General features: G+C 45.3%; 12 protein-coding genes and 1 tRNA gene. 8 read left to right on the top strand and 5 right to left on the bottom strand.

From position 1 onward, the window contains the following. Positions 1–4: 4 nt before the first annotated feature. The gene (locus tag DW738_RS07300) at positions 5–3202 is read left to right on the top strand and encodes a pneumococcal-type histidine triad protein (RefSeq protein ID WP_123160764.1); all 3198 of its coding nucleotides are present in this window, start codon (positions 5–7) and stop codon (positions 3200–3202) included. Between the two features lie 128 nt (positions 3203–3330). Here the strand turns inward: DW738_RS07300 and DW738_RS07295 are convergent, their stop codons facing one another. Further along, on the bottom strand, positions 3331–4254 hold the full coding sequence (locus DW738_RS07295) for an RluA family pseudouridine synthase (protein WP_227877757.1): 924 nt from the start codon (positions 4252–4254) through the stop codon (positions 3331–3333). A gap of 183 nt (positions 4255–4437) precedes the next feature. Here DW738_RS07295 and pbp2a point away from each other — a divergent pair, with 183 nt between their 5' ends. Next, positions 4438–6669: a penicillin-binding protein PBP2A gene (pbp2a, locus tag DW738_RS07290; RefSeq protein WP_023024657.1), complete on the top strand. Its 2232-nt coding sequence runs from the start codon at positions 4438–4440 to the stop codon at positions 6667–6669. A gap of 666 nt (positions 6670–7335) precedes the next feature. Here the strand turns inward: pbp2a and DW738_RS07280 are convergent. Next, complete coding sequence (locus DW738_RS07280; RefSeq protein ID WP_023024655.1) at positions 7336–8256, bottom strand: neutral zinc metallopeptidase; 921 nt, start codon at positions 8254–8256, stop codon at positions 7336–7338. A gap of 126 nt (positions 8257–8382) precedes the next feature. On the opposite strand from DW738_RS07280, the gene rpmG reads away from it, so the two are divergent. The 3 genes from rpmG to nusG all read left to right on the top strand — a co-directional run bounded on the left by rpmG (position 8383) and on the right by nusG (position 9443). Next, on the top strand, positions 8383–8535 hold the full coding sequence (gene rpmG / locus DW738_RS07275; RefSeq protein WP_006595433.1) for a 50S ribosomal protein L33: 153 nt from the start codon (positions 8383–8385) through the stop codon (positions 8533–8535). A gap of 9 nt (positions 8536–8544) precedes the next feature. Beyond that, on the top strand, positions 8545–8721 hold the full coding sequence (secE, locus tag DW738_RS07270) for a preprotein translocase subunit SecE (RefSeq protein WP_023024653.1): 177 nt from the start codon (positions 8545–8547) through the stop codon (positions 8719–8721). 185 nt (positions 8722–8906) lie between these two features. Further along, the gene (nusG, locus tag DW738_RS07265; RefSeq protein WP_006595435.1) at positions 8907–9443 is read left to right on the top strand and encodes a transcription termination/antitermination protein NusG; all 537 of its coding nucleotides are present in this window, start codon (positions 8907–8909) and stop codon (positions 9441–9443) included. Between the two features lie 368 nt (positions 9444–9811). On the opposite strand, the gene DW738_RS07260 is transcribed toward nusG, so the two are convergent. Beyond that, on the bottom strand, positions 9812–10534 hold the full coding sequence (locus DW738_RS07260; RefSeq protein ID WP_023024651.1) for a hypothetical protein: 723 nt from the start codon (positions 10532–10534) through the stop codon (positions 9812–9814). A gap of 116 nt (positions 10535–10650) precedes the next feature. Further along, positions 10651–10721 (bottom strand) — tRNA-Cys (locus DW738_RS07255). Positions 10722–11032: 311 nt separating this feature from the next. Between DW738_RS07255 and rpsB the strand changes: the two genes are divergently transcribed. Next, a complete protein-coding gene (gene rpsB / locus DW738_RS07250; RefSeq protein WP_042507486.1) occupies positions 11033–11815 on the top strand; it encodes a 30S ribosomal protein S2 in 783 nt (260 codons plus the stop codon). 79 nt (positions 11816–11894) lie between these two features. Then, positions 11895–12935, top strand: coding sequence for a translation elongation factor Ts (tsf, locus tag DW738_RS07245; protein WP_023024647.1), 1041 nt, complete (start codon positions 11895–11897; stop codon positions 12933–12935). A gap of 341 nt (positions 12936–13276) precedes the next feature. On the opposite strand, the gene DW738_RS07240 is transcribed toward tsf, so the two are convergent. Beyond that, complete coding sequence (locus tag DW738_RS07240) at positions 13277–13747, bottom strand: small multi-drug export protein (protein WP_023024646.1); 471 nt, start codon at positions 13745–13747, stop codon at positions 13277–13279. Positions 13748–14100: 353 nt separating this feature from the next. On the opposite strand from DW738_RS07240, the gene DW738_RS07235 reads away from it, so the two are divergent. After that, the gene (locus DW738_RS07235) at positions 14101–20907 is read left to right on the top strand and encodes an Ig-like domain-containing protein (RefSeq protein ID WP_123160694.1); all 6807 of its coding nucleotides are present in this window, start codon (positions 14101–14103) and stop codon (positions 20905–20907) included. Positions 20908–20921 lie beyond the last annotated feature (14 nt).

Genomic DNA, 20921 nt, shown 5'->3' with positions numbered 1-20921 from the left:
AGAAATGAAGAAAAAAGCAACAATTGGATTAGTAGCAACCTTAGGCTTGGGTTTATGCGCCTATGCCTTAAGTCAGCAAGCACCAGTCAAGGAAGAAAAAAAGAATCAGAATCAGGTGCAGTATTTACAAGGAGACAAGAAAAAGTCAGCTAGTAGCTCAAACAAGCAGGAAGAAAGCATTGAAACCGTCAACTCGAAGGAAAAGATCCAGGCAGAGCAGATTGTGGTCAAAATTACGGATGAGGGCTTTGTGACTTCCCATGGAGATCATTTCCATTACTACAATGGCAAAGTCCCTTATGATGCGATTTTTAGTGAGGAGCTGATTTTACGTGATCCTAGTTACCAACTGCAACAATCGGATATTGTCACACAGGTGCGAGATGGCTATATTATCAAGAAGGATGGGACCTACTACCTCTACCTAACCAATCCGCAACATACGCTAAATGTCCGTTCGGTGGAGGAAATAGCCCAACAGAAAAAAGGAGAGCTGGTCTCAGGTTCGAAAGATAGCGTCCCAAAAGCTGGACAAACTCGTGACTTCAGCCAGCCGAGTCAGGCTCTACGAGAAGGGAAAACGGTGGCTAGTCTGACAGCAGGAGTCAAGCCTGGCCAAGGTGGTTATCGGACAGATGACGGCTATGTCTTCCATCCTGGGGATGTGATTTCTGATACAGGAGATGGTTTTATTGTTCCGCATGGTGGACACTACCACTATATTCCGAAAAGTGCCTTATCAGCTGGAGAATTATATGCAGCCTTAGCGGTTCTAAATGGAGGAAGAAAAAATGAAGTAAATCCCATTGCTCCAGCTTCTAGCCAGCTAGCTTCATCGGTTAATCCGAATCAGCCAATCGCAGACGCGGTCACTCCAACGATTACAGCATCTGTGCCTCATCCAACAGTGACGAATAAAGGGAAAACCTTGCCGAGCCTTTTGGAAGAATTGAAAAATACTCCGCTTTCATCGCGCCATGTTGAGTCGGATGGTTCGGTCTTTGATCCAAGTAAGATTACCAAATGGACAGATCAAGGGGTAGTGTATCCTCACGGGGATCATTTCCATTTCATTCCTTATAGTCGCCTTTCGCCTCTAGAGCGGGAGTTGGCACGACAGTTCCAACTATCCCGTACACAAGGTGGAAGTATCACAAAAGAAGAGAGTCCAACTCAACCTTCAAGTCCAGAGACAAAACCAGTCGATCAGAATCCTCATCACAAGCATGATCATGAAGACCATGAAGCCGATCATGATCATCATCATGAAAATGAACAGGCCCATGAGCACGATCATGGTTTCCATGCAGATCATGTCATCAGCAAGGATGACGAGGGCTATATGGTCGCTCACGGAGACCATGCGCATTACTTCTACAAAAAGGATCTCTCTCCTCAAGAGATCGCAGCGGCAGAGGCAGTGTTAGCTGGTAAGAAGGAAGAAGACAAGGGTCAACCACTGACAGATGATGTAGCGACCTATTCGCGAGATGCTTCGGATGAAGAAAAAATTCAGTACATTAGCCAGACTTACGGCGTCCCTCGGGAAGCTATCAAGATTTCCAATGGTTTCTTTGTATTTAACAATCCAGACCAAGAATACGATCCAACCCATATCCACCCTTATGCAGTACGGAAGGAACATGTTCGGATTCCGCTTGAAACAGGAAATCCCGAGCTAGACTTTATCAACGAGCTTTATGCAACAGCACTTCGCTCCGGTATTTCGCCATATACGATGCAAATCGAGAACGGCCAGTTTGTCATTCCGCATGGAGACCATAACCACTACATCAAGGTACGCTCAGCAGGATTGGCGGACTACTTGGCTCACCGTCTACCGACCATCCAAGCAACTTACCAGAAAGGTGACTTGGACCAGAAAGCTGTAGAGGACAAGGTCAACCAACTCCTAGCAGAAAGTCGGACTTTGTACGCATCAGACCCTCTGCAACAACGACGGATTGAGTTGAACTTGGGTCAATTCTTAGAAACAGTTAAAAACTTCCCAAGCAATTCGACAGCAGGATACTTGGCGAGTCTTGACCAAGTTGATAAAGAATATATCCATGCGACCCAGGAAGTGAAGCCGAAAGAAGAAACAGCCTTGGATCGTCGCTATCAGGAATTGTTGGAACAGGTTCGCTTGCTTGATACCGAAGCCTTCCAACTCAAGAAAGAAAGCCTTGTTTCTCAATTGCAGGAAGCCTATACAGCTAAAGATAGCCAAGGCTTGGATCAGCAAGGAAGATTGTTGCAAGCTATTCAGGAGATGCAAGATCGGACTGGTGTGACTTCGGTGGATTACCTCAAGTATTTCTACCAAAGTTTAAGCGATGCGCGTTTGACACCTGAATTGCGTGCGACAGCATCAGACCTTGCTTTGAAGCTTTACCGAGCTCAGGCCTTTGAAGAAGCTTGGGACTCAAAAGCCCATTTCATGGAACTCTACCAAGCTAAGCAAGCGATTGACCAGCTACTGTCCCAGGATAATGCTCCAACCTATCCAATCGAAAAAACAGTTCTGGATCAAAAGGGAGGAGATGCTCCGTCCTATAACCTAGCTGTTTACGACTTCCTCAAAGGGGTCTATGGTGACTTGGATGAAAAGACAGAGTCCCGTCAACGCTCTAGTATCTTGACAACCCTTTTGGAACAAATCAACTCTCTTTTGCCACAAGTAGAAGAAAGCAAGCGTCCTGCTTTTGAAGAACGTTTAGAACAGGTACGCCAAGAGCCCGATGCTGACAAGGCCTTGACTGCAGGAAAAACTCTTTTGCGTGAAGTTGGTGAAACGATTGAACAACAAAAGCAAAAGAAAACAGAGGAACCTCAACTTGGAGACGTGGCCCTCTATCAAGAGATTTATAACCAGTTGATCGCTCTCCACCAACAATTGGCCGAAAAAGGAGCCAGTGATGCCCAGTTTGAACGCTTAGAAGCTCTCTTTGATCAACTAGCTGATCCAAAGAGTGACAAGAAAGCCTTGCTACAAGCGATCCAAGCTCTTCGAGAGGATTTGCTAGCGGCTCCATCGACAGCAGTGGCGGAAGCAGACAAAGCAACTCCAGCCCCTCAAAGTCCTACCACAAGCGATCCTAGCCAAAATAAGGAAGAGGCTTCAGATCCTGTTCAGACCCCATCACCAGAGTCAGAAAAAACAGAAGCCAGTCCAGTCGCAAGTGAAGAAACGACGGAATAGGAACGATGCAGAAATAAAAGAGGCTGGGACAAAAGTCCTAGCCTCTTAACTGTCTTTGGATTGTCGAGCAAGACGCAGTGGTTGAGTGGGCTCTACTACGCTGATTTCATCAGCTTTTACAGCCCTACTCAACTGTGCGGAGGTGGGACGACGAAATCGAATTCTAACGAATGACCGATTTCTGTCCCACTCTCTTTTAAGCCTTTCTCAAAACTTGGAGAAGGGGCCTCAACTTGAATTTTCTCTAAGGTAAAGGGATGGGTAAGCCGCAAGCGGTGGGCATGGAGCATGAGACGAGGCGCTCTTTCTGGGTTATAGAGAGGGTCACCCACGATCGGATGGCCATGATGAGAGAGGTGGACTCGGATCTGGTGGGTGCGACCTGTCTGGAGCTGACAGTTGACTAAGCTGGTGCGCTTGAAAGTCTTTAAGCTAGTCACATGGGTTTCCGCATAGAGGCCCTTTCGAGGATCGACAATACGCTTGCGTCGATCATGGCGATCACGGCCTAATTTGTCCTTATAAACCAGTTGCTTTTTGGGTAAGGTACCTAAGATTAGAGCCCAATAGTCTCGTTGAATTTTCTTATCTTCTAGCAGCCGATTCAGGACGGGTAAGACAAAGGGATTCTTGGCAAAGACAAGAGCTCCACTGGTTTCCTTGTCCAAGCGATGAACGACATAACAGGTCTTCCCAACATAAGTGGAGACATGATTAAGAAGGGCGATTTCATCTGGTTGATTGGCGTGTGTTTTCATGCCTTCCGGCTTGTTTACGATGATGAGGTGCTCATCTTCATAGAGGGTTTCGACCAGGCTAGCATCCCCTGTCAAGAGATCCTTTTCTTCATAATCTTCCGGATCAAAGGTGAGGGTGAGTTGGTCACCAGCTTCAAGCATTGATTGCCAGTGGACGGTCTCCCCATTGACTTGGACATGTTTTTTGGTTCGCAAAAAATGACGAATCTTTCGTGGGATGAGAAAATAATCTTCAAGGGCCTCTTTGACCGTCATAGCGGGCAAGGCGCTTGGTATCGTTATAGTATACTGCATAGTGTTATTGTATCAGAAAGCAAAGGGAAAGAAAAGATGAGAAGGAGGAAAAGGAGAGGAGAAACAAGTTGCTAAAACCCGCTCTAGAGAGGACTTGATGGCAACCTTAAAGAAAACTAAAAGCATCCGTTTCTGCGAAGGTCTTTCTTGTCTAGACGTTAGGAAGGTGATAAAATAGGGACTATGAATAAATTAAAAGAATTAATGGAGGGAATGATTCGTCATTTCCAACGAGAGAAAAAACCAAGGAAGATTGCGGAAGAGGTTGAGTTATCAACGGACGGGGAGGAGCAAGCTCCAACCTATAGCCGGTCGGAGAATTCACGGAGAAAATCACACTCCCAACATCCGATCAGACGCTTTTGGCGCAAGTATCACTTGACCAAGATCTTCTTATTGATTGGCCTGACCTTTAGTCTCGTCGTCGGAGGTTACCTTTTCTACATAGCCAAGACGACCAATGTAGCGGATCTGCAAAACGCCCTCAAGGCGACCACGATCATCTATGATAAAGATGGGAATCAAGCAGGTAGCCTAACGGGGCAAAAAGGGACCTATGTTGAGTTAGATGCGATTAGCGAAAACTTACAAAATGCGGTTGTTGCGACGGAAGACCGAAGTTTCTACAAAAATAGTGGGATTAACTACGGTCGTTTCTTCCTGGCGATTTTGACTGCCGGTCGCTCAGGTGGGGGATCGACGATCACCCAGCAGTTGGCCAAAAATGCCTATCTTTCTCAGGATCAGACGGTTGAGCGGAAGGCCAAGGAGTTCTTCCTGGCCCTCGAGATTAACAAAAAATATAGTAAGCAAGAAATCCTGACCATGTACCTCAACAATGCCTATTTTGGAAATGGGGTTTGGGGGATTGAAGACGCTTCTAAGAAATATTTTGGGGTCTCCGCTAGTGAGTTGACTTTGGATCAGTCGGCTGTCCTTGCCGGTATGCTCAAGGGGCCAGAAATTTATAATCCCCTTTATTCCGTCGAGAACGCCACCAATCGTCGCAATACGGTCCTACAAAATATGGTTGCGGCTGGTTATATTGACCAAGCCACAGCAGATCAATCCGCTGCAGTCGACATTCATGGACAGCTGGTGGATGCCTATGAAGGCAAGTCAGAAGATTATCGCTACCCGTCCTATTTCGATGCGGTTATCAACGAGGCTGTCAACGAATATGGTCTAACAGAAGAAGATATCATCAAGAATGGTTACCGGATCTACACAGAGATGGACCAGAATTACCAAGCCAGCATGCAGGTTATCTACGACAATGTAGATCTCTTCCCAGTTGCTGAAGATGGCACGCGGGCAGAATCTGGTAGCGTAGCTCTGGATCCTAAGACTGGAGGAGTGCGGGCGATTGTCGGACGCGTGGCCAGTGACCAAGATGCTGGCTTCAGAAGCTATAACTATGCGACTCAATCTGCGAGAAGTCCTGGTTCTACCATTAAGCCTCTCGTCGTTTATAGTCCAGCTGTTGCCAACGGCTGGTCGACCAACAAAGAATTGGACAATACGACCAGGGTCTACGGCAGTTATACAGTCGATAACTACGGTGGCATTCAAGGTAGCCCGACCGTTCCAATGTACCAAGCCTTGGCAGAATCTCTCAACCTTCCAGCTGTAGCGACAGCCAATGAGTTGGGGCTCAATACTGTCTTTGATTACGGGAAAAAATTTGGTCTCGATATGGACAAGGTGGACAGGTCCCTCGGAGTAGCCCTCGGATCTGGTGTGACGACCAATCCGCTTCAGATGGCTCAGGCCTATGGAACCTTTGCCAACGACGGAGTGATGAATGATGCTCATCTCATTACGAAGATTGAAAATGCTAGCGGTCAGGTCGTGAAAAGTCACAGTCAGAAATCGAAACGAGTGCTCAGCAGCTCAGCCAATAAGAAGATGACCAATATGATGTTGGGAACCTTTACCAACGGGACGGGTGTCAACGCAGCACCATATGGCTATACCATGGCTGGTAAAACAGGAACGACTGAAACGGACTTCAACCCTGATCTTTCCGGAGACCAGTGGGTCATTGGCTACACGCCAGACGTGGTCATTAGTCAGTGGCTAGGATTCCCTAAGACGGATGAAACCCACTATTTGACAGGAACCAGTGCAGAGACCGCATCAGTGATTTTCCGAAATGTCGCCAATAGCGTCCTGCCTTATACAGAAGGAACCGGCTTTGATAATGAGGAAAATTCTTACCAGGAAAATGGAATTGCTCCTGTCGGTCAAGAAACAGAAACGGAAAGTCCAGAAGAGGACAAGGGCTTCTTTGATACGGTCAAAGAACGCGCTGCAGGTATCGTAGACGATGCCAAAAAAGCAATCGATGAAGCAGATATTCCTGGAAAAGCGCAAAATGCCTGGGATACTTTCAAAGGTTGGTTTGGATTCTAAAAATAGACGCTTAAAAGAGGCTGGGACAAAAGTCCCAGCCTCTCAATTGTCTTTGGATTGTCGAGCAAGACGCAGTGGTTGAGTGCTCAAAGCACTGCTTTGAGGTGGCGGATAGAACTTGCGAAGCAAGTATCCTAAGTCTTTGTTCGCTTTTTAAGCTTCAAAGATGCCCTATGTTGACGGAAACTATGTTTCCTTTATCTGCAACCTTCAACAGTCTCCCAGACTGTTGAAGCTGTGAGGAGGTGGGACGACGAAATCGAATTCTTACGAATGACCGATTTCTGTCCCACTCTCACTCGGGAGTTTTGAGAGTAAAACAGTTTGGGAAACTGTTTTAGCCTGAGCCCGGAAATTAAAGAGCGAGGGGATTCAAAACTAATTGAACACGGGCTACGGATTGTGTCAAAAAGATAAGTACTCCTAGAATCGAAAGATTCTGCGTCGAACTTCCTATTTTGACTTAATCCGTGAATGCCCTTTGTATCTTAGTTAAGTCATGGAACTTCTTCGAAGTTCGCTGACGTCCGTACTCACCTAAGGAAAGTTTCTGAGAAGATTTTGAATGGAAAGGATTTTTTAAATCATTTTCCTTGCTTAGCTAGCTATCGATAGGGTGCTAAAAAAGCCTTCAGATAATCTGAAAGGCTTTTGGTTTTAGGTTTGTTACAAGTCTTTATCAGAGACGCTGAAGGTATCTCCGTGTTCAAAGTCACCGTATTGGTAACCACGTTTGAACCAGCGCATACGTTGTTCAGAAGTCCCGTGGGTGAAGCTATCAGGAACGGAGTAGCCATAGGCTTGTTCTTGAAGGGTGTCATCTCCCACGGCGTGGGCAGCATTGAGCGCTTCTTCGATATCTCCCGTCTCCATGAGGCCTTGCTCTTCAATGTAACGAGCCCACATACCCGCATAATAGTCAGCTTGAAGTTCTAAACGGACATTTAAGGCATTTTTTTCTGTCTCACTTTTTCCTCGGATGGCTTTCTGATAACTCTGAAGAGTCCCCAATTCGTTTTGGATGTGGTGGCCGACTTCGTGAGCGATGACATAAGCCATGGCAAAATCTCCGCTAGCCTTGTATTTGGTGGTTAGCTCTTTGTAGAAGCTGATATCCAAATAGATCTTTTGGTCTGTCGGACAGTAGAAGGGACCGGCAGATGCTTGGCCTACACCACAGCCAGTTCGAGTTTGACCTGTATAGAAAACCAAGGTTGGTTTGTGATAGGTCCGCCCTTCATTTTGGAAGGTTTGCCCCCAGAAATCCTCAGTCGTTCCAAGGACTTGACTGACGAATTTGCTATCTCCATCACTCACCTGGGTATTGCTTTGGCGAGTGACTTGGCCTGAGTTATAGTTCTGCGTGGTTTGGCCCTGGTCAAAGAGCCCGCTCAATCCAGCCCCGCCACTCAAAAAGATGAGGACCAGGATCAAGATTAGTTTGCTCTTGAAGCTTCCAGGTGAGAGGAGGATTTGTAAAATACCACCCCCTAAATTCCCACCAGAGCGGCCAGATGAGTAGCTTCCGCCACTTTGCCCGCGACGGTCTTCAATGTTTTTACTTTCTTTCAGATGATCGCTTTTCATAATTTCTCCTTTATCTCCTATATTGTACCAAATCGTAGAGAAAAGCCAAACAAAATGCGCTTCCAGAGAGCAGAAGAACTTGTCAAATAGTAGAAAACTTGCTATAATGGTGTGAATGGAGGCGTTATGGCATTAAAAAAAGCAAGTCTAGCGTGTACGGTTTGTGGGTCACGCAACTACTCAATCAAGTTGAGTGCGACGCCAAAACCAAAACGTCTAGAAGTTAACAAATTTTGTAAACATTGTAGCAAATATACAATTCATAAAGAAACCAGATAGGAGAATGTTGTGAAATTTTTTAAAGATATTTTTGTCTTGCTGAAAAACACGACTTGGCCAAATCGCAAGGAAAGATGGAAAAATTTTATCTCAGTAATTGAGTACACCGCTTTCTTTGTAGCTTTGATTTATTTGTTTGACCAAGTAGTGGCTAAAGGTATTTTGAAGATCATCGATATGTTCTAAAAAAAGAACAAATCTGCGTCCCCTGTGGATGCTTTTTTTCTTGTCTTGCTGAAGAAAAACAAGAGAAACTTCTTTGCTTTCTCCGGTTTTATGTTATAATGGAGCTAGGAAAACAAGAGCCAGAAGGCTTTTTTTAGTATCGTGATGAAACGAACCCCTTCTGGTAGATAAGAAAGGAAATAAAAATGGATAGTTTTGACAAAGGCTGGTTTGTCCTACAGACCTACTCAGGATATGAAAACAAAGTGAAGGAAAACCTTCTTCAACGCGCACAAACCTATAACATGTTGGAAAACATCTTGCGTGTAGAAATCCCTACTCAAACTGTGCAAATCGAGAAAAACGGGAAGACAAAAGAAATCGAAGAAAATCGCTTCCCTGGTTATGTCTTGGTAGAAATGGTCATGACGGATGAAGCTTGGTTTGTCGTTCGGAATACACCAAACGTAACTGGATTTGTTGGATCACACGGGAACCGTTCAAAACCAACTCCACTTTTGGAAGACGAAATCCGTAACATCTTGATTTCGATGGGACAAACCGTTCAAGATTTCAACATTGATGTGAAGGTAGGAGATACTGTACGCATCATCGATGGAGCTTTTGCAGATTACACTGGTAAGATCACAGAAATCGATAACAACAAGGTGAAAATGATTATCACCATGTTTGGAAATGACACTGTGGCAGAAGTCAACCTCAATCAAATTGCAGAATTGTAAGGAATGAAAGAGAGTGGGACAGAAATCGGTCCTTCGTTAGAATTCGATTTCGTCGTCCCACCTCCGCACAGCTTCAACAGTCTGGGAGACTGTTGAAGGTTGCAGATAAAGGAAACTTTGTTTCCCTCATTAGGTCATATTTGGAGCTTAAAAGCGAACAAAGATACCAAGCAACCACTGCGTCTTGCTCGACAATTCAAAGGCAATTGAGAGGCTAGGACTTTTGTCCCAGCCTCTTATTCAAAGAAACCCTCCAAGACGTTGGTCTTGGAGGGTTTGTGTGTTATGAAAAGGACTTCTATCCCATCGGTGAGAAAATCAGCTGAGCGCTTGAATAGGATTAGAAAAGAATCCCGAAAAAGGGATTTTTATGCAGGTTCAGAGACTTGGAAGACTGTTTCTTTGTCAAAACCGACAGAGTAGTCCTTTCCGTCTTCACCTTTCCAAGTAAAAATCGTCGCGTAGCCAAAGACGAAAACAGTTTCTGGACGGCCGTGTTTTTCAATGACTTCTTTAGCTGTCATTCCAGGTTGAATATCCTTGAGATTCGTAACCTTTTTAGAGTTAGGCAAGGTTGCAATTTTGTTAGTGGCTTGACCTTTTTCATTAAAATCAATCAAGATAGCACTGCCATCTCCATGCCAGTAAGCACCATTGCCAGAAGTGGAATCAGTAGGACCTAACTTGCTGATGGCTTCTTCTTTTGAAGTAGGAGCAAGGGCTTCATTTCCAACAAGGATTTCCACTTTGATTTCTTTGAAGGCAGCCCATTTTGGCATTTCAGGGATATCCCCGATAGCTTCTAGTGATTCTCCTTGGTCCATCAAGCTCATTGTATAGTTAGGATCCTCGCGCGTGTTAGAGTCTGAAGAACTATGAGAATGATCATCGTCGAAGCCTGATGAAAAATCCTTTTTGCTGGATGACTTTTTAGAGTATGAACTTCTAGAACTCTTAGAGCTTTTAGAGGTTTTTTTAGAGCTGCTAACAAGAGGTTTTCTTTGATGAGTCTCTTCTTGTGCTGGTTGGCAAGCAGCGAGCATGGCCAAAGAGAGGATGCTGAGAGCATATAAGGTCACTTTTTTCATCATATCTTTTCCTTTCATGATTGGAAAACACGATCACTTACGAAGGGGTGAAAGTGAGATTCAATCAAGCTGATGTATCAAAAAAGCCCATTGCTGGGCTCATAGATATTTGTTTGTGAAGGCGGTAGACGGATTTGAACCGACGATCAAGCTTTTGCAGAGCCGTGCCTTACCACTTGGCTATACCGCCACAACATATTCTATTTTATCTTAAAAATCAGATAAGGTCAAGAAAAAATTTCAGACAAAAGGTCTATGAAAGGGAAAGAATGAGAATTTTGCAGAAAAAATAAAGGAAGGAGGGAGACTCTGAAGAAAAGCAGGAAAGTCTAGGAATTTCTCTCAAATGACTTGCAAAAAGCTTCTAAATCTGCTATACTTATAAAGTTGCGTAAAGCAATAAATACTCATCCCGGAACCATTGTGGCACCGTTGCCCTTGTGGTCGTGTTGCAAGCTGACGTCTGGGAGAGGAGAAAAAAACAAAAAGGAGAATTTACTCATGGCAGTAATTTCAATGAAACAACTTCTTGAGGCTGGTGTACACTTCGGTCACCAAACTCGTCGCTGGAACCCTAAGATGGCTAAGTACATCTTCACTGAGCGTAACGGAATCCACGTTATCGACTTGCAACAAACTGTAAAATACGCTGACCAAGCATATGACTTCATGCGTGATGCTGCTGCAAACGACGCAGTTGTATTGTTTGTTGGTACTAAGAAACAAGCTGCTGAAGCTGTTGCTGAAGAAGCTGTTCGTTCAGGTCAATACTACATCAACCACCGTTGGTTGGGTGGTACCCTTACTAACTGGGGAACAATCCAAAAACGTATCGCTCGTTTGAAAGAAATCAAACGCATGGAAGAAGAAGGAATCTTCGATGTTCTTCCTAAGAAAGAAGTGGCACTTCTTAACAAACAACGCGCTCGTCTTGAAAAATTCTTGGGTGGTATCGAAGATATGCCTCGTATCCCAGACGTAATGTACGTTGTTGACCCACACAAAGAGCAAATCGCTGTTAAAGAAGCTAAGAAATTGGGTATCCCAGTTGTAGCGATGGTCGACACAAACACTGACCCAGACGATATCGATGTAATCATCCCAGCTAACGATGATGCTATCCGCGCTGTTAAATTGATCACTGCGAAAATGGCTGATGCTGTTATCGAAGGACGTCAAGGTGAAGATGCAGTTGCATCAGTTGAAGCTGAATTGGCAGCAACTGAAACTCAAGCAGATTCAATCGAAGAAATCGTTGAAGTTGTTGAAGGCGACAACGCTTAATTCGTATAAATAGTAATTACCTAGGAGGGCGGGGCTTAGCCCGGCTCTCCTATTTTTAAAAAAATATAGGAGAAACAAAATGGCAGAAATTACAGCTAAACTTGTTAAAGAGTTGCGTGAAAAATCTGGTGCTGGTGTCATGGACGCTAAAAAAGCATTGGTTGAAGTTGAAGGTGATATCGAAAAAGCGATCGAATTGCTTCGCGAAAAAGGTATGGCTAAAGCAGCTAAAAAAGCTGACCGTGTTGCCGCTGAAGGTTTGACTGGTGTTTATGTGAACGGTAACGTTGCAGCAGTAGTTGAAGTAAATGCTGAAACTGACTTCGTTGCGAAAAACGCTCAATTCGTTGAATTGGTAAACGCAACTGCGAAAGTAATCGCTGAAGGTAAACCAGCTAACAACGAAGAAGCTCTTGCTTTGACAATGCCTTCAGGTGAAACTCTTGAAGCAGCATACGTATCTGCAACTGCTACAATCGGAGAAAAAATCTCATTCCGTCGTTTTGCTTTGCTTGAAAAAACAGATGCACAACACTTTGGTGCTTACCAACACAACGGTGGACGTATTGGTGTTATCTCTGTTATCGAAGGTGGAGACGAAGCCCTTGCTAAACAAATTTCAATGCACATCGCTGCAATGAAACCAACCGTTCTTTCATACAAAGAATTGGATGAGCAATTCGTGAAAGATGAGTTGGCACAATTGAACCACGTGATCGACCAAGACAACGAAAGCCGTGCAATGGTTGGTAAACCAGCTCTTCCACACTTGAAGTATGGTTCTAAAGCTCAATTGACTGACGAAGTTGTCGCTCAAGCTGAAGAAGATATCAAAGCTGAATTGGCAGCTGAAGGTAAACCAGAAAAAATCTGGGATAAAATCATCCCAGGTAAAATGGATCGCTTCTTCTTGGACAACACAAAAGTTGACCAAGCATACACTCTTCTTGCACAAGTCTACATCATGGACGACAGCAAGACAGTAGAAGCTTACCTTGAATCAGTAAATGCTTCAGTTGTTGAATTTGTTCGCTTTGAAGTTGGTGAAGGTATTGAAAAAGCTTCAAATGACTTTGAAGCAGAAGTTGCAGCTACAATGGCAGCAGCTCTTAATAACTAAGAATAAAAAGAAAAGAGGTTTCTATAGAAACCTCTTTTTTTCAAGATGAAAAGAGAGTGGGACAGAAATCGGTCATTCGTTAGAATTCGATTTGGTCGTCTCACCTCCGCACAGCTTCAACAGTCTGGGAGACTGTTGAAGGTTGCAGATAAAGGAAACATAGTTTCCGTCAACATAGGGCATCTTTGAAGCTTAAAAAGCGAACAAAGACTTAGGATACTTGCTTCGCAAGTTCTATCCACCACCTCAAAGCAGTGCTTTGAGCACTCAACCATTGCGTCTTGCTCGACAATCCAAAGACAATTGAGAGGCTAGGACTTTTGTCCCAGCCTCTTTTATGATTAATGCGCAAAGGTATTGAGTCCAAAAAGAAGCGAGAGAGTACCCATGATAAGCCCTGCTAGAATGACTCCCAACATGACCGCTAGGACACTCCGTTTGAAGTCCCAGTCTAGAATAGAGGCAGCAAGGGTTCCAGTCCAAGCTCCAGTTCCTGGTAAAGGAATGCCGACGAAGAGGAGCAGGGCCCAAAAGATTCCCTTATCTCCTGCAGCCTCTTCTAATTTTTGACCTCCACGATGCCCCTTATTAAGACACCAAGTAAAGAAATTCCCGATAAGAGGTTTCTCTTTCCCCCATTCCAGGATATGGCGAGCGAAAAAGAAGATAATAGGGACAGGAAGCATATTGCCAATGACCCCGATCAGGAGGGCTTGCCAAAGAGGAATTCCGCTAGAGATAGCGTAGGGAACAGCTCCACGAAGCTCCACCAGAGGAATCATGGAGATCAAAAAAGTAATAATGTAGTTCATGTGGTATCCTTTCAATTCATCCTTTTCATTCTACCTTATCTCTGCTGGAATGACAACTATTTCAAACAGGAGAAATAGAGGGGAAATCGTTTATACTGAATGATGGATGTCATCACTATCTTCTTGATCCATTTCTCGTATCTGAAAGAGCTTTAGTATCCCTACAATCCTATTTTATGCTAATAAGAATCTGTTCGACAAAGTATAGTTCTTTTAGTACAAACTATATATTCTTTGCATGTTCTCTTGTTAAAGGCTCAACTTTTGGTATAGTTAAAATGTAGAGTTTCTTTATTTGCAAAAGCATTTTAGAAAGCGCTTACAATTGTAAAAATCCCAATAGGAGGTTAAATATGGGAAAGTCTTTTTTTGAAAAGCGCAGTGTATTTAGTATTCGAAAGCTTGCGGTTGGAGCTTGCTCTGTATTAATCGGTGTATCTTTTTTTGGAGCTCCGTCTGTTTTAGCTGAAGAAGAAGGAAGAGCTGTAACGGAAGAGGAGACGACAGCCACAACGGAAACATCAGAGCTAACGAATGGGGAGGTTGGGACTAGTGATAAAGTTTCAACAACCATAGAGGCTCCTGCTGTAATTACCCCTGAAAGAAATGAGAGAGAAATAGAACAGCCACAGGTGGGACCTCAAACAAGTGAACGTTCTGTTGGGGCTACTGAAGAGGCTACGAAGGACCAAAAACAAGTAGCGGAGGACATGGTGCAAGATCGCGAACGAGACTTTAACAAGGACTGGTATTTCAAATTAAATGCAGCTTCTGGTGCAGAAGGTCGCCAGGTGGATGTCAAAAACTGGAAAAAATTAGATTTGCCTCACGATTGGTCGATCTTCTTTGACTTCGACCACAACTCTCCGGCTCAAAATGAAGGCGGACAATTAAACGGTGGGGATGCTTGGTATCGCAAGACCTTCCGTTTGGACGACAAGGACCTCGATAAGAAGGTGCGCTTGGAATTTGGTGGAGTTTACATGGATTCCAAAGTCTATGTAAACGGGCAATTGGTTGGTCATTATCCAAATGGTTACAATGCCTTTTCTTATGATATTACCCCTTATTTAAATGCGGATGGAAGCGAAAACACCATCGCAGTTCATGTGGTCAACCAACAACCAAGTAGTCGTTGGTATTCAGGAAGTGGGATCTATCGGGATGTCAAACTCAGTGTGACAGACAAGGTTCATGTGGCCAAGTATGGGACCACCATCACTAGTCCAAAATTAGAAGAACAAAAGAATGGGGCAGTCGATACTCTTGTTAAGAGTCGTATTGTCAACCAAGATGATCAAGCCCACAGTATTTATGCAGAATACGAAATCGTTGATCAAAATGGTCAAGTGGTCAGTGAAAAGGTGCGTAGTGAAGTGCAATCCGTTTTGGCTGGTCAAGAGATCAACCTGTCTCATACCCTTCATGTTGAAAAACCGACCCTTTGGGATGTCAAAACCAATAACCCAGCCCTCTATACTCTCTATACTCGGGTCTATCGCGATTCGCAGTTGGTCGATGTGCAAAAAGAAAGTTTTGGCTACCGTTATCTGAACTGGACGCCAGAAGGTGGCTTCTTCCTCAATGGAGTGGCTACAAAATTCCACGGTGTTTCCCTTCACCATGACCACGGGGCACTTGGAGCCGAAGAAAATTACAAGGCTGAATATCGCCGTCTCAAACAGATGAAGGACATGGGAGTCAATGCTATCCGGACGACCCACAACCCTGCGAGTGAACAAACTCTGCAAATTGCAGCGGAATTGGGCTTGATGGTCCAAGAAGAAGCTTTTGATACCTGGTATGGTGGCAAGAAACAATACGATTACGGCCGTTTCTTCGAAAAGGATGCGACCCATCCAGAAGCTCGTAAAGGGGATAAGTGGTCTGACTATGACCTTCGGACCATGGTAGAGCGGGGCAAGAACAATCCTTCTATTGTGATGTGGTCCATCGGTAACGAAGTCGGTGAAGCAGATGGATCTGATAAGTCTGTCGCAACTGTTCGTCGTCTCGTCAAGACCATCAAGGAAGTGGATGCAACCCGCTATGTCACCATGGGGGCTGATAAATTCCGCTTTGGCGATGGTTCAGGAGGCCATGAAAAGATAGCAGCAGAGCTCGATGCGGTTGGATTTAACTATTCAGAGGCCAACTATGAAAGCCTACGAGCTAAACATCCGAATTGGCTCATTTACGGTTCTGAAACCTCTTCTGCAACGCGGACACGGGGCTCTTACTATCACCCTGAAAGAGAATGGGTAGGAAGCAACCAAGAAGATCGCCATTATGAACAATCAGACTACGGCAATGACCGGGTTGGTTGGGGTCGGACAGCGACAGCCTCTTGGACCTTTGACCGCGATCATGCCGGCTATGCAGGTCAATTTATCTGGACAGGTACAGACTATATCGGTGAGCCAACACCATGGCACAACCAAAATGATACACCTGTGAAAAGTTCTTATTTCGGTATCGTGGATACTGCAGGACTTCCAAAGAATGATTTTTATCTTTACCAAAGTCAATGGTTGTCAGCTGAGAAACATCCAATGGTCCATCTCTTGCCACATTGGAACTGGGACAATCCAGAATTGGCCAATCGTGTCATGGATGAAGAAGGACGGATTCCTGTCCGTACCTTCTCCAATGCTCATAGTGTGGAATTGATTGTCAATGGGGAATCAAAAGGGGTGAAGACCTTTACTAAGAAAACCACAGCTGATGGCCGGACCTATCAGGAAGGGGCAAATCCGGATGAACTCTATCTAGAGTGGTTGGTTTCTTATGTACCAGGTAAAGTGGAAGCCATTGCCCGCAACGAAGCAGGGGAAGTAATTGCCCGCGATCAGATCGAAACAGCTGGGAAGCCAGCAGGTGTTCGTCTGCTAAAAGAGGAGCACGCCATTGCGGCAGACGGTAAAGATTTAACTTATATTACCTATGAAATCGTTGATGAAGCAGGCCGTGTCGTGCCAACTGCCAATAATTTGGTGCATTTCCATCTGCATGGACAAGGCCAAATTGTCGGCGTCGACAACGGGGAACAAGCCAGCCGTGAACGCTACAAAGCACAGGAAGATGGCTCATGGCAACGTCGGGCCTTTAACGGCAAAGGGGTGGTCATTGTCAAATCAACTGAGCAAGCAGGATCCTTTACTCTTTATGCTGATTCAGACCGCTTGCAATCAGACCAAGTCAGTCTCTTTACAGGTAAGAAGGACCAGGAAGAACGCTCTATCTTGGGAGTAGAACCGGTTCGGACACAAGTTTACTTAGGTGAAGTACCTGAGCTTCCAAGTCGCGTATCTGTCGTCTATAACGATGGCACGGCTCAAGAAGAAGCCGTTGAATGGGATGCGGCAGACTTTAGTCGTGCTGGGCAAGTTCGTGTGACAGGTCGTGTTCAAGGACGGACGGTAGAGGCTCTGGTTGATGTAATCGGCGTGGAACAAGTCCTTCCGGTCATCAAACAAATCCCGCAGGGAGCGGATCTAGCAACTGTGGATAAGGCTGTGCAATTGGTCTTTACAGATGGTCGAACAGCTAGTTATGACGTTGATCAATGGACCTTGGAAGCCGGTCAAGAGGAGCAATTGTCTACACCAGGTGCTCGCTTGAAGGCGACAGGATTATTAACCAATGGGGAAACAGTCCAAGCGACACTAGTGGTTGCAGGTGGAACAGTCAGCAAGGCTAAGAAACCAACAGTGGAGCTAGATGGAGTAGCGCTTCCAAAATTTGGCAGTGGCAACCATACGATTTTCCGTCCGCTGGCTTATGGTCAAGAGCCTGGTCAGGTCACAGCGAGTGCAGAAAATGCCCAAGTGACGGTCCTACAAGCCAATCGAGAAAATGGTTTGAAAGCTCAAATTTTTGTCACTGCTAAGGATACGGGAGCTGTACAGACCTATGCTGTGCAATTCCAGGAAGAAAGTCCACGGATCCAGCGTTTAGAATTGCGTCTGCCAGAAGGCCAAGAGCTCAAGGAAGACCAAACAGTCACGCTTGATGTCCTAGCTCATTACCAAGATGGCAGTGTGGCTAGTCTCCAAGCGGATCAAATCGATGTGGTAACAGCAGCCGGTAGTCAAGGAAAAGCAGTCGCAAGCAAGAAAGGTTTGGAACTACGGGAAGCAGGATTGGTTCATTTACAAGCTAGCTTCCAAGGACAAACAGGAGAATTAACCTTTACCATCACGCCAAATCCAGAAGAAAAGACAGTTGTCAAGGTACGTCCTGTACGGATCAGCACTGATCGAAACGTTTTGCCAGCTCTTCCAGAGACAGTGTTGGTTGAGTATGACAAGGGATTCCCGAAAGAAAAACGCGTGACCTGGGATGCCGTAACAGCAGATCAAGTCAAGGATTACCATAGCTTTACTGTCACAGGTCAGGTAGAGGGTGTGGAGAAAGAAGCCCAAGCCCAAGTCACAGTTGAAGGCATTATTGCTGTAGAAGAAGTCAGCACCACAACTCCACTCGGTGAAAAACCAGCACTTCCAGAAAGCGTGCGGACCTATCACTCCAATGGTAAGGCCTATGCTGCCAAGGTAGCCTGGGATGCGGTAGATCCGCAACTCTTGGCCCAAGAAGGAGAAGTTGTTGTCTCCGGTCGTGTAGAAGGAACCAACCTTCCAACCCGTCTCCATATTCGTGTTTCCGCAAACACAGTCAAAGGGGCCAATGTAGCAGAACAATGGACAGGCTCCGTCTTGCCACTCGCTTTTGCAAGTGATTCTAACGATGCGGATCCAGTTGCTAAGGTCAATGACAAGGTCATCTCCTTTACCGATGCTCCAGCCAACCGTTGGACCAACTGGGGCCGTGACAATGCGGAAGATTCTGTTGGTATCTTGTTTGGGGATTCTGGTATCTTGACCAAGCGTGCAGTGGATAACCTCCATGTTGGTTTCCACGAAGACCACGGCGTTGGGGCTCCGAGTGAATATGTGATCGAGTACTATGCGGGTGAGCAAATCCCAACAGTACCAAGCAATCCAAATCGCGTCAAAGACGAAACAGATCATCCATTTAACAACCCAGCTAACTGGAAAGAAGTCAGCAACCTCACCGTTCAAGAACCGGTAGCAGCTGGCAAGATGAATCATTTTAGTTTTGATAAAGTCGACACTTATGCGGTTCGGATCCGCATGAAGACACCAGAAGGCAAACGTGGAAGCTCTATTTCAGAGATTCAGGTATTTGCCAATAAGGTTGCGGCAGAAGAAAAGAGCCAAGTGACCATTCGTGTCAATGGTGAGGTTTTGCCAGGGGTCAACCCAAGTGTGACAGATTACTACATCGATGCGCGTGATCGGGCTTATCCTCAGGTGGAAGCCACAGCTAGCCATCACGGCCTTGCAACGGTTGTGCCAAGCGTCCATGAAGGTGAGCCAATCCGTGTCATCCACAAAGCAGAAGATGGCACCATCTTACAAGAATACCGCCTCCATCTCACAAGCGATGCAGAAAAACTGAAACAATCTGCTCCAGTAGCAGTGGAAGCGGGTCGCCGTTTTGTCAAAGTCGGTCAAAATCTAGTTTTACCATCTACAGTAGGCGTCTACTTCAAAGGGGATACAGGCTATGATCGCAAAGAACTGACCGTGGGCTGGCAAGCTGTACCAGCTGATGCGCTTTCTCATGAAGGCAGCTTCACGATAGAAGGAAAAGTCCTTGGCTATGATCTGACAGCTCGGCTGACCGTCCGGGTGTCAGAAAAGACGGGAGAAATCCTCTCTGTGAACCGTGACTACAATGCAGAGGATACCAGAGCCTTTGCCAGTGAAACCAATGATCTTGATCCAAACCAAATCGACTATATCGATTACATCAATGATGGTGGCTACAACGAGTACTATCGTTGGACCAACTGGAAGAGAGAACCAGATCAAACAGAAGTGTTTGCCGGTCTCATCTTCAAGAAAAATGGTCAAGTAACAGAGCGTTTAGTCAATAAAGTAGCGGTCGACTTCTTTGCAGATCAGGAAACAGGCCTGCCAACCAAGACGGTTCTTGAACGCTATATTGGTCCAGACTTTGATGTTCCAGATGATTATGGCAATCTGAAAAACCTTCCAGAACATCCATTTAACCAAGCCTCTAACTGGGAAGAAATTCCTTATAGCTTGGATTATGCCTTTGAGCCTGGTTATATCTCTAACCTCAGCTTCAATGAAACCAGAACCAAAGCCATCCGTTTAAGAATGGTCCGTGATGAAAATCTAAAAGGAATTGGAATCGTTGAATTGAGTGCCTATGCTCCAACTGAAGAACCTAATGCAACGACGGATGTCTCTATCCAAGTAAATGGCAAAGAGTTGGAAGGGTTCAATCCGGATGTGACGGATTATCATCTAGAGTACGAGGGAGAACGTCCAATAGTTTCAGCACAAGGTAAAAATGGAGCAGCCGTTACAGTTGTTGATGCTAAAGATTCTAATGCACCTGTCCTTGTCAAGGTTGTATCAGAAGATGGTAAGATAGAGAAAATATATCAAATCTCACTCCTAGCAAAAGCACCAACAGGCTCAGCTATTCCTGAAGAAGGTGTGAAGAATTTGGTCCATACCAAGCCAGAACTCATCATTGAGGCAGAGGAACTTGATTTTGCGCGTGAAGAACGTCTAAATGATAGCTTGTCGAAAGGTGAGAAGCGTGTGGTTCAAGAAGGGCAAAAAGGCCGTAAATTGCGCTTGGTGGAAGTCTCTCAAGAAAATGGAGTGGAATCTCGTAAGGAAGTCGATGCTTTTGTAGAACTAGAGCCAGTGGCAGAAATTACAGAGGTGGGTACTAAAGAAGAGGTGCCAGAGACTCCGCAGCCAGAACCACAGCCACAGCCACAACCGCAACCAGAACCACAACCACTTCCAAACCCGGGAGTTCCTCTTGCGCCAGAAAGACCAGTGCAAGCAAGAACTCCTCAGTCCTCTATGGAGGTAAAAGCAGTGCACCATGAAGTGACGGAAGTGGCAGGTAAGGAAGTCGAGAAAGAAGCTCAAACTCCAGCGGTTTCGCCTGCTCCAGTTTCCGAAGGGACTTTACCGAATACGGGAACAGAAGAAAGCGTCGCAAGCCTCGTTGCAGGTCTTCTAGCAGCAGGACTTGCCGGTGCTGTGCTGGATGACAAGAAAAAAAGAGCCGATAAGGCCAAGTAAAAAAGCTGGATAAA

The sequence above is a fragment of the Streptococcus sp. AM28-20 genome, assembly GCF_003603595.1.
Lineage (GTDB): Bacteria > Bacillota > Bacilli > Lactobacillales > Streptococcaceae > Streptococcus > Streptococcus ilei.
This window is presented reverse-complemented; position numbering and strand designations above follow the sequence as displayed.

Bases quoted from the DNA above. Each gene is read 5' to 3' on its own strand.
- DW738_RS07300 (WP_123160764.1), top strand. From the start codon at position 5: ATGAAGAAAAAAGCAACAATTGGATTAGTAGCAACCTTAGGCTTGGGT.
- DW738_RS07295 (WP_227877757.1), bottom strand. From the start codon at position 4,254: ATGCAGTATACTATAACGATACCAAGCGCCTTGCCCGCTATGACGGTC.
- pbp2a (WP_023024657.1), top strand. From the start codon at position 4,438: ATGAATAAATTAAAAGAATTAATGGAGGGAATGATTCGTCATTTCCAA.
- DW738_RS07280 (WP_023024655.1), bottom strand. From the start codon at position 8,256: ATGAAAAGCGATCATCTGAAAGAAAGTAAAAACATTGAAGACCGTCGC.
- rpmG (WP_006595433.1), top strand. From the start codon at position 8,383: ATGGCATTAAAAAAAGCAAGTCTAGCGTGTACGGTTTGTGGGTCACGC.
- nusG (WP_006595435.1), top strand. From the start codon at position 8,907: ATGGATAGTTTTGACAAAGGCTGGTTTGTCCTACAGACCTACTCAGGA.
- DW738_RS07260 (WP_023024651.1), bottom strand. From the start codon at position 10,534: ATGATGAAAAAAGTGACCTTATATGCTCTCAGCATCCTCTCTTTGGCC.
- rpsB (WP_042507486.1), top strand. From the start codon at position 11,033: ATGGCAGTAATTTCAATGAAACAACTTCTTGAGGCTGGTGTACACTTC.
- tsf (WP_023024647.1), top strand. From the start codon at position 11,895: ATGGCAGAAATTACAGCTAAACTTGTTAAAGAGTTGCGTGAAAAATCT.
- DW738_RS07240 (WP_023024646.1), bottom strand. From the start codon at position 13,747: ATGAACTACATTATTACTTTTTTGATCTCCATGATTCCTCTGGTGGAG.
- DW738_RS07235 (WP_123160694.1), top strand. From the start codon at position 14,101: ATGGGAAAGTCTTTTTTTGAAAAGCGCAGTGTATTTAGTATTCGAAAG.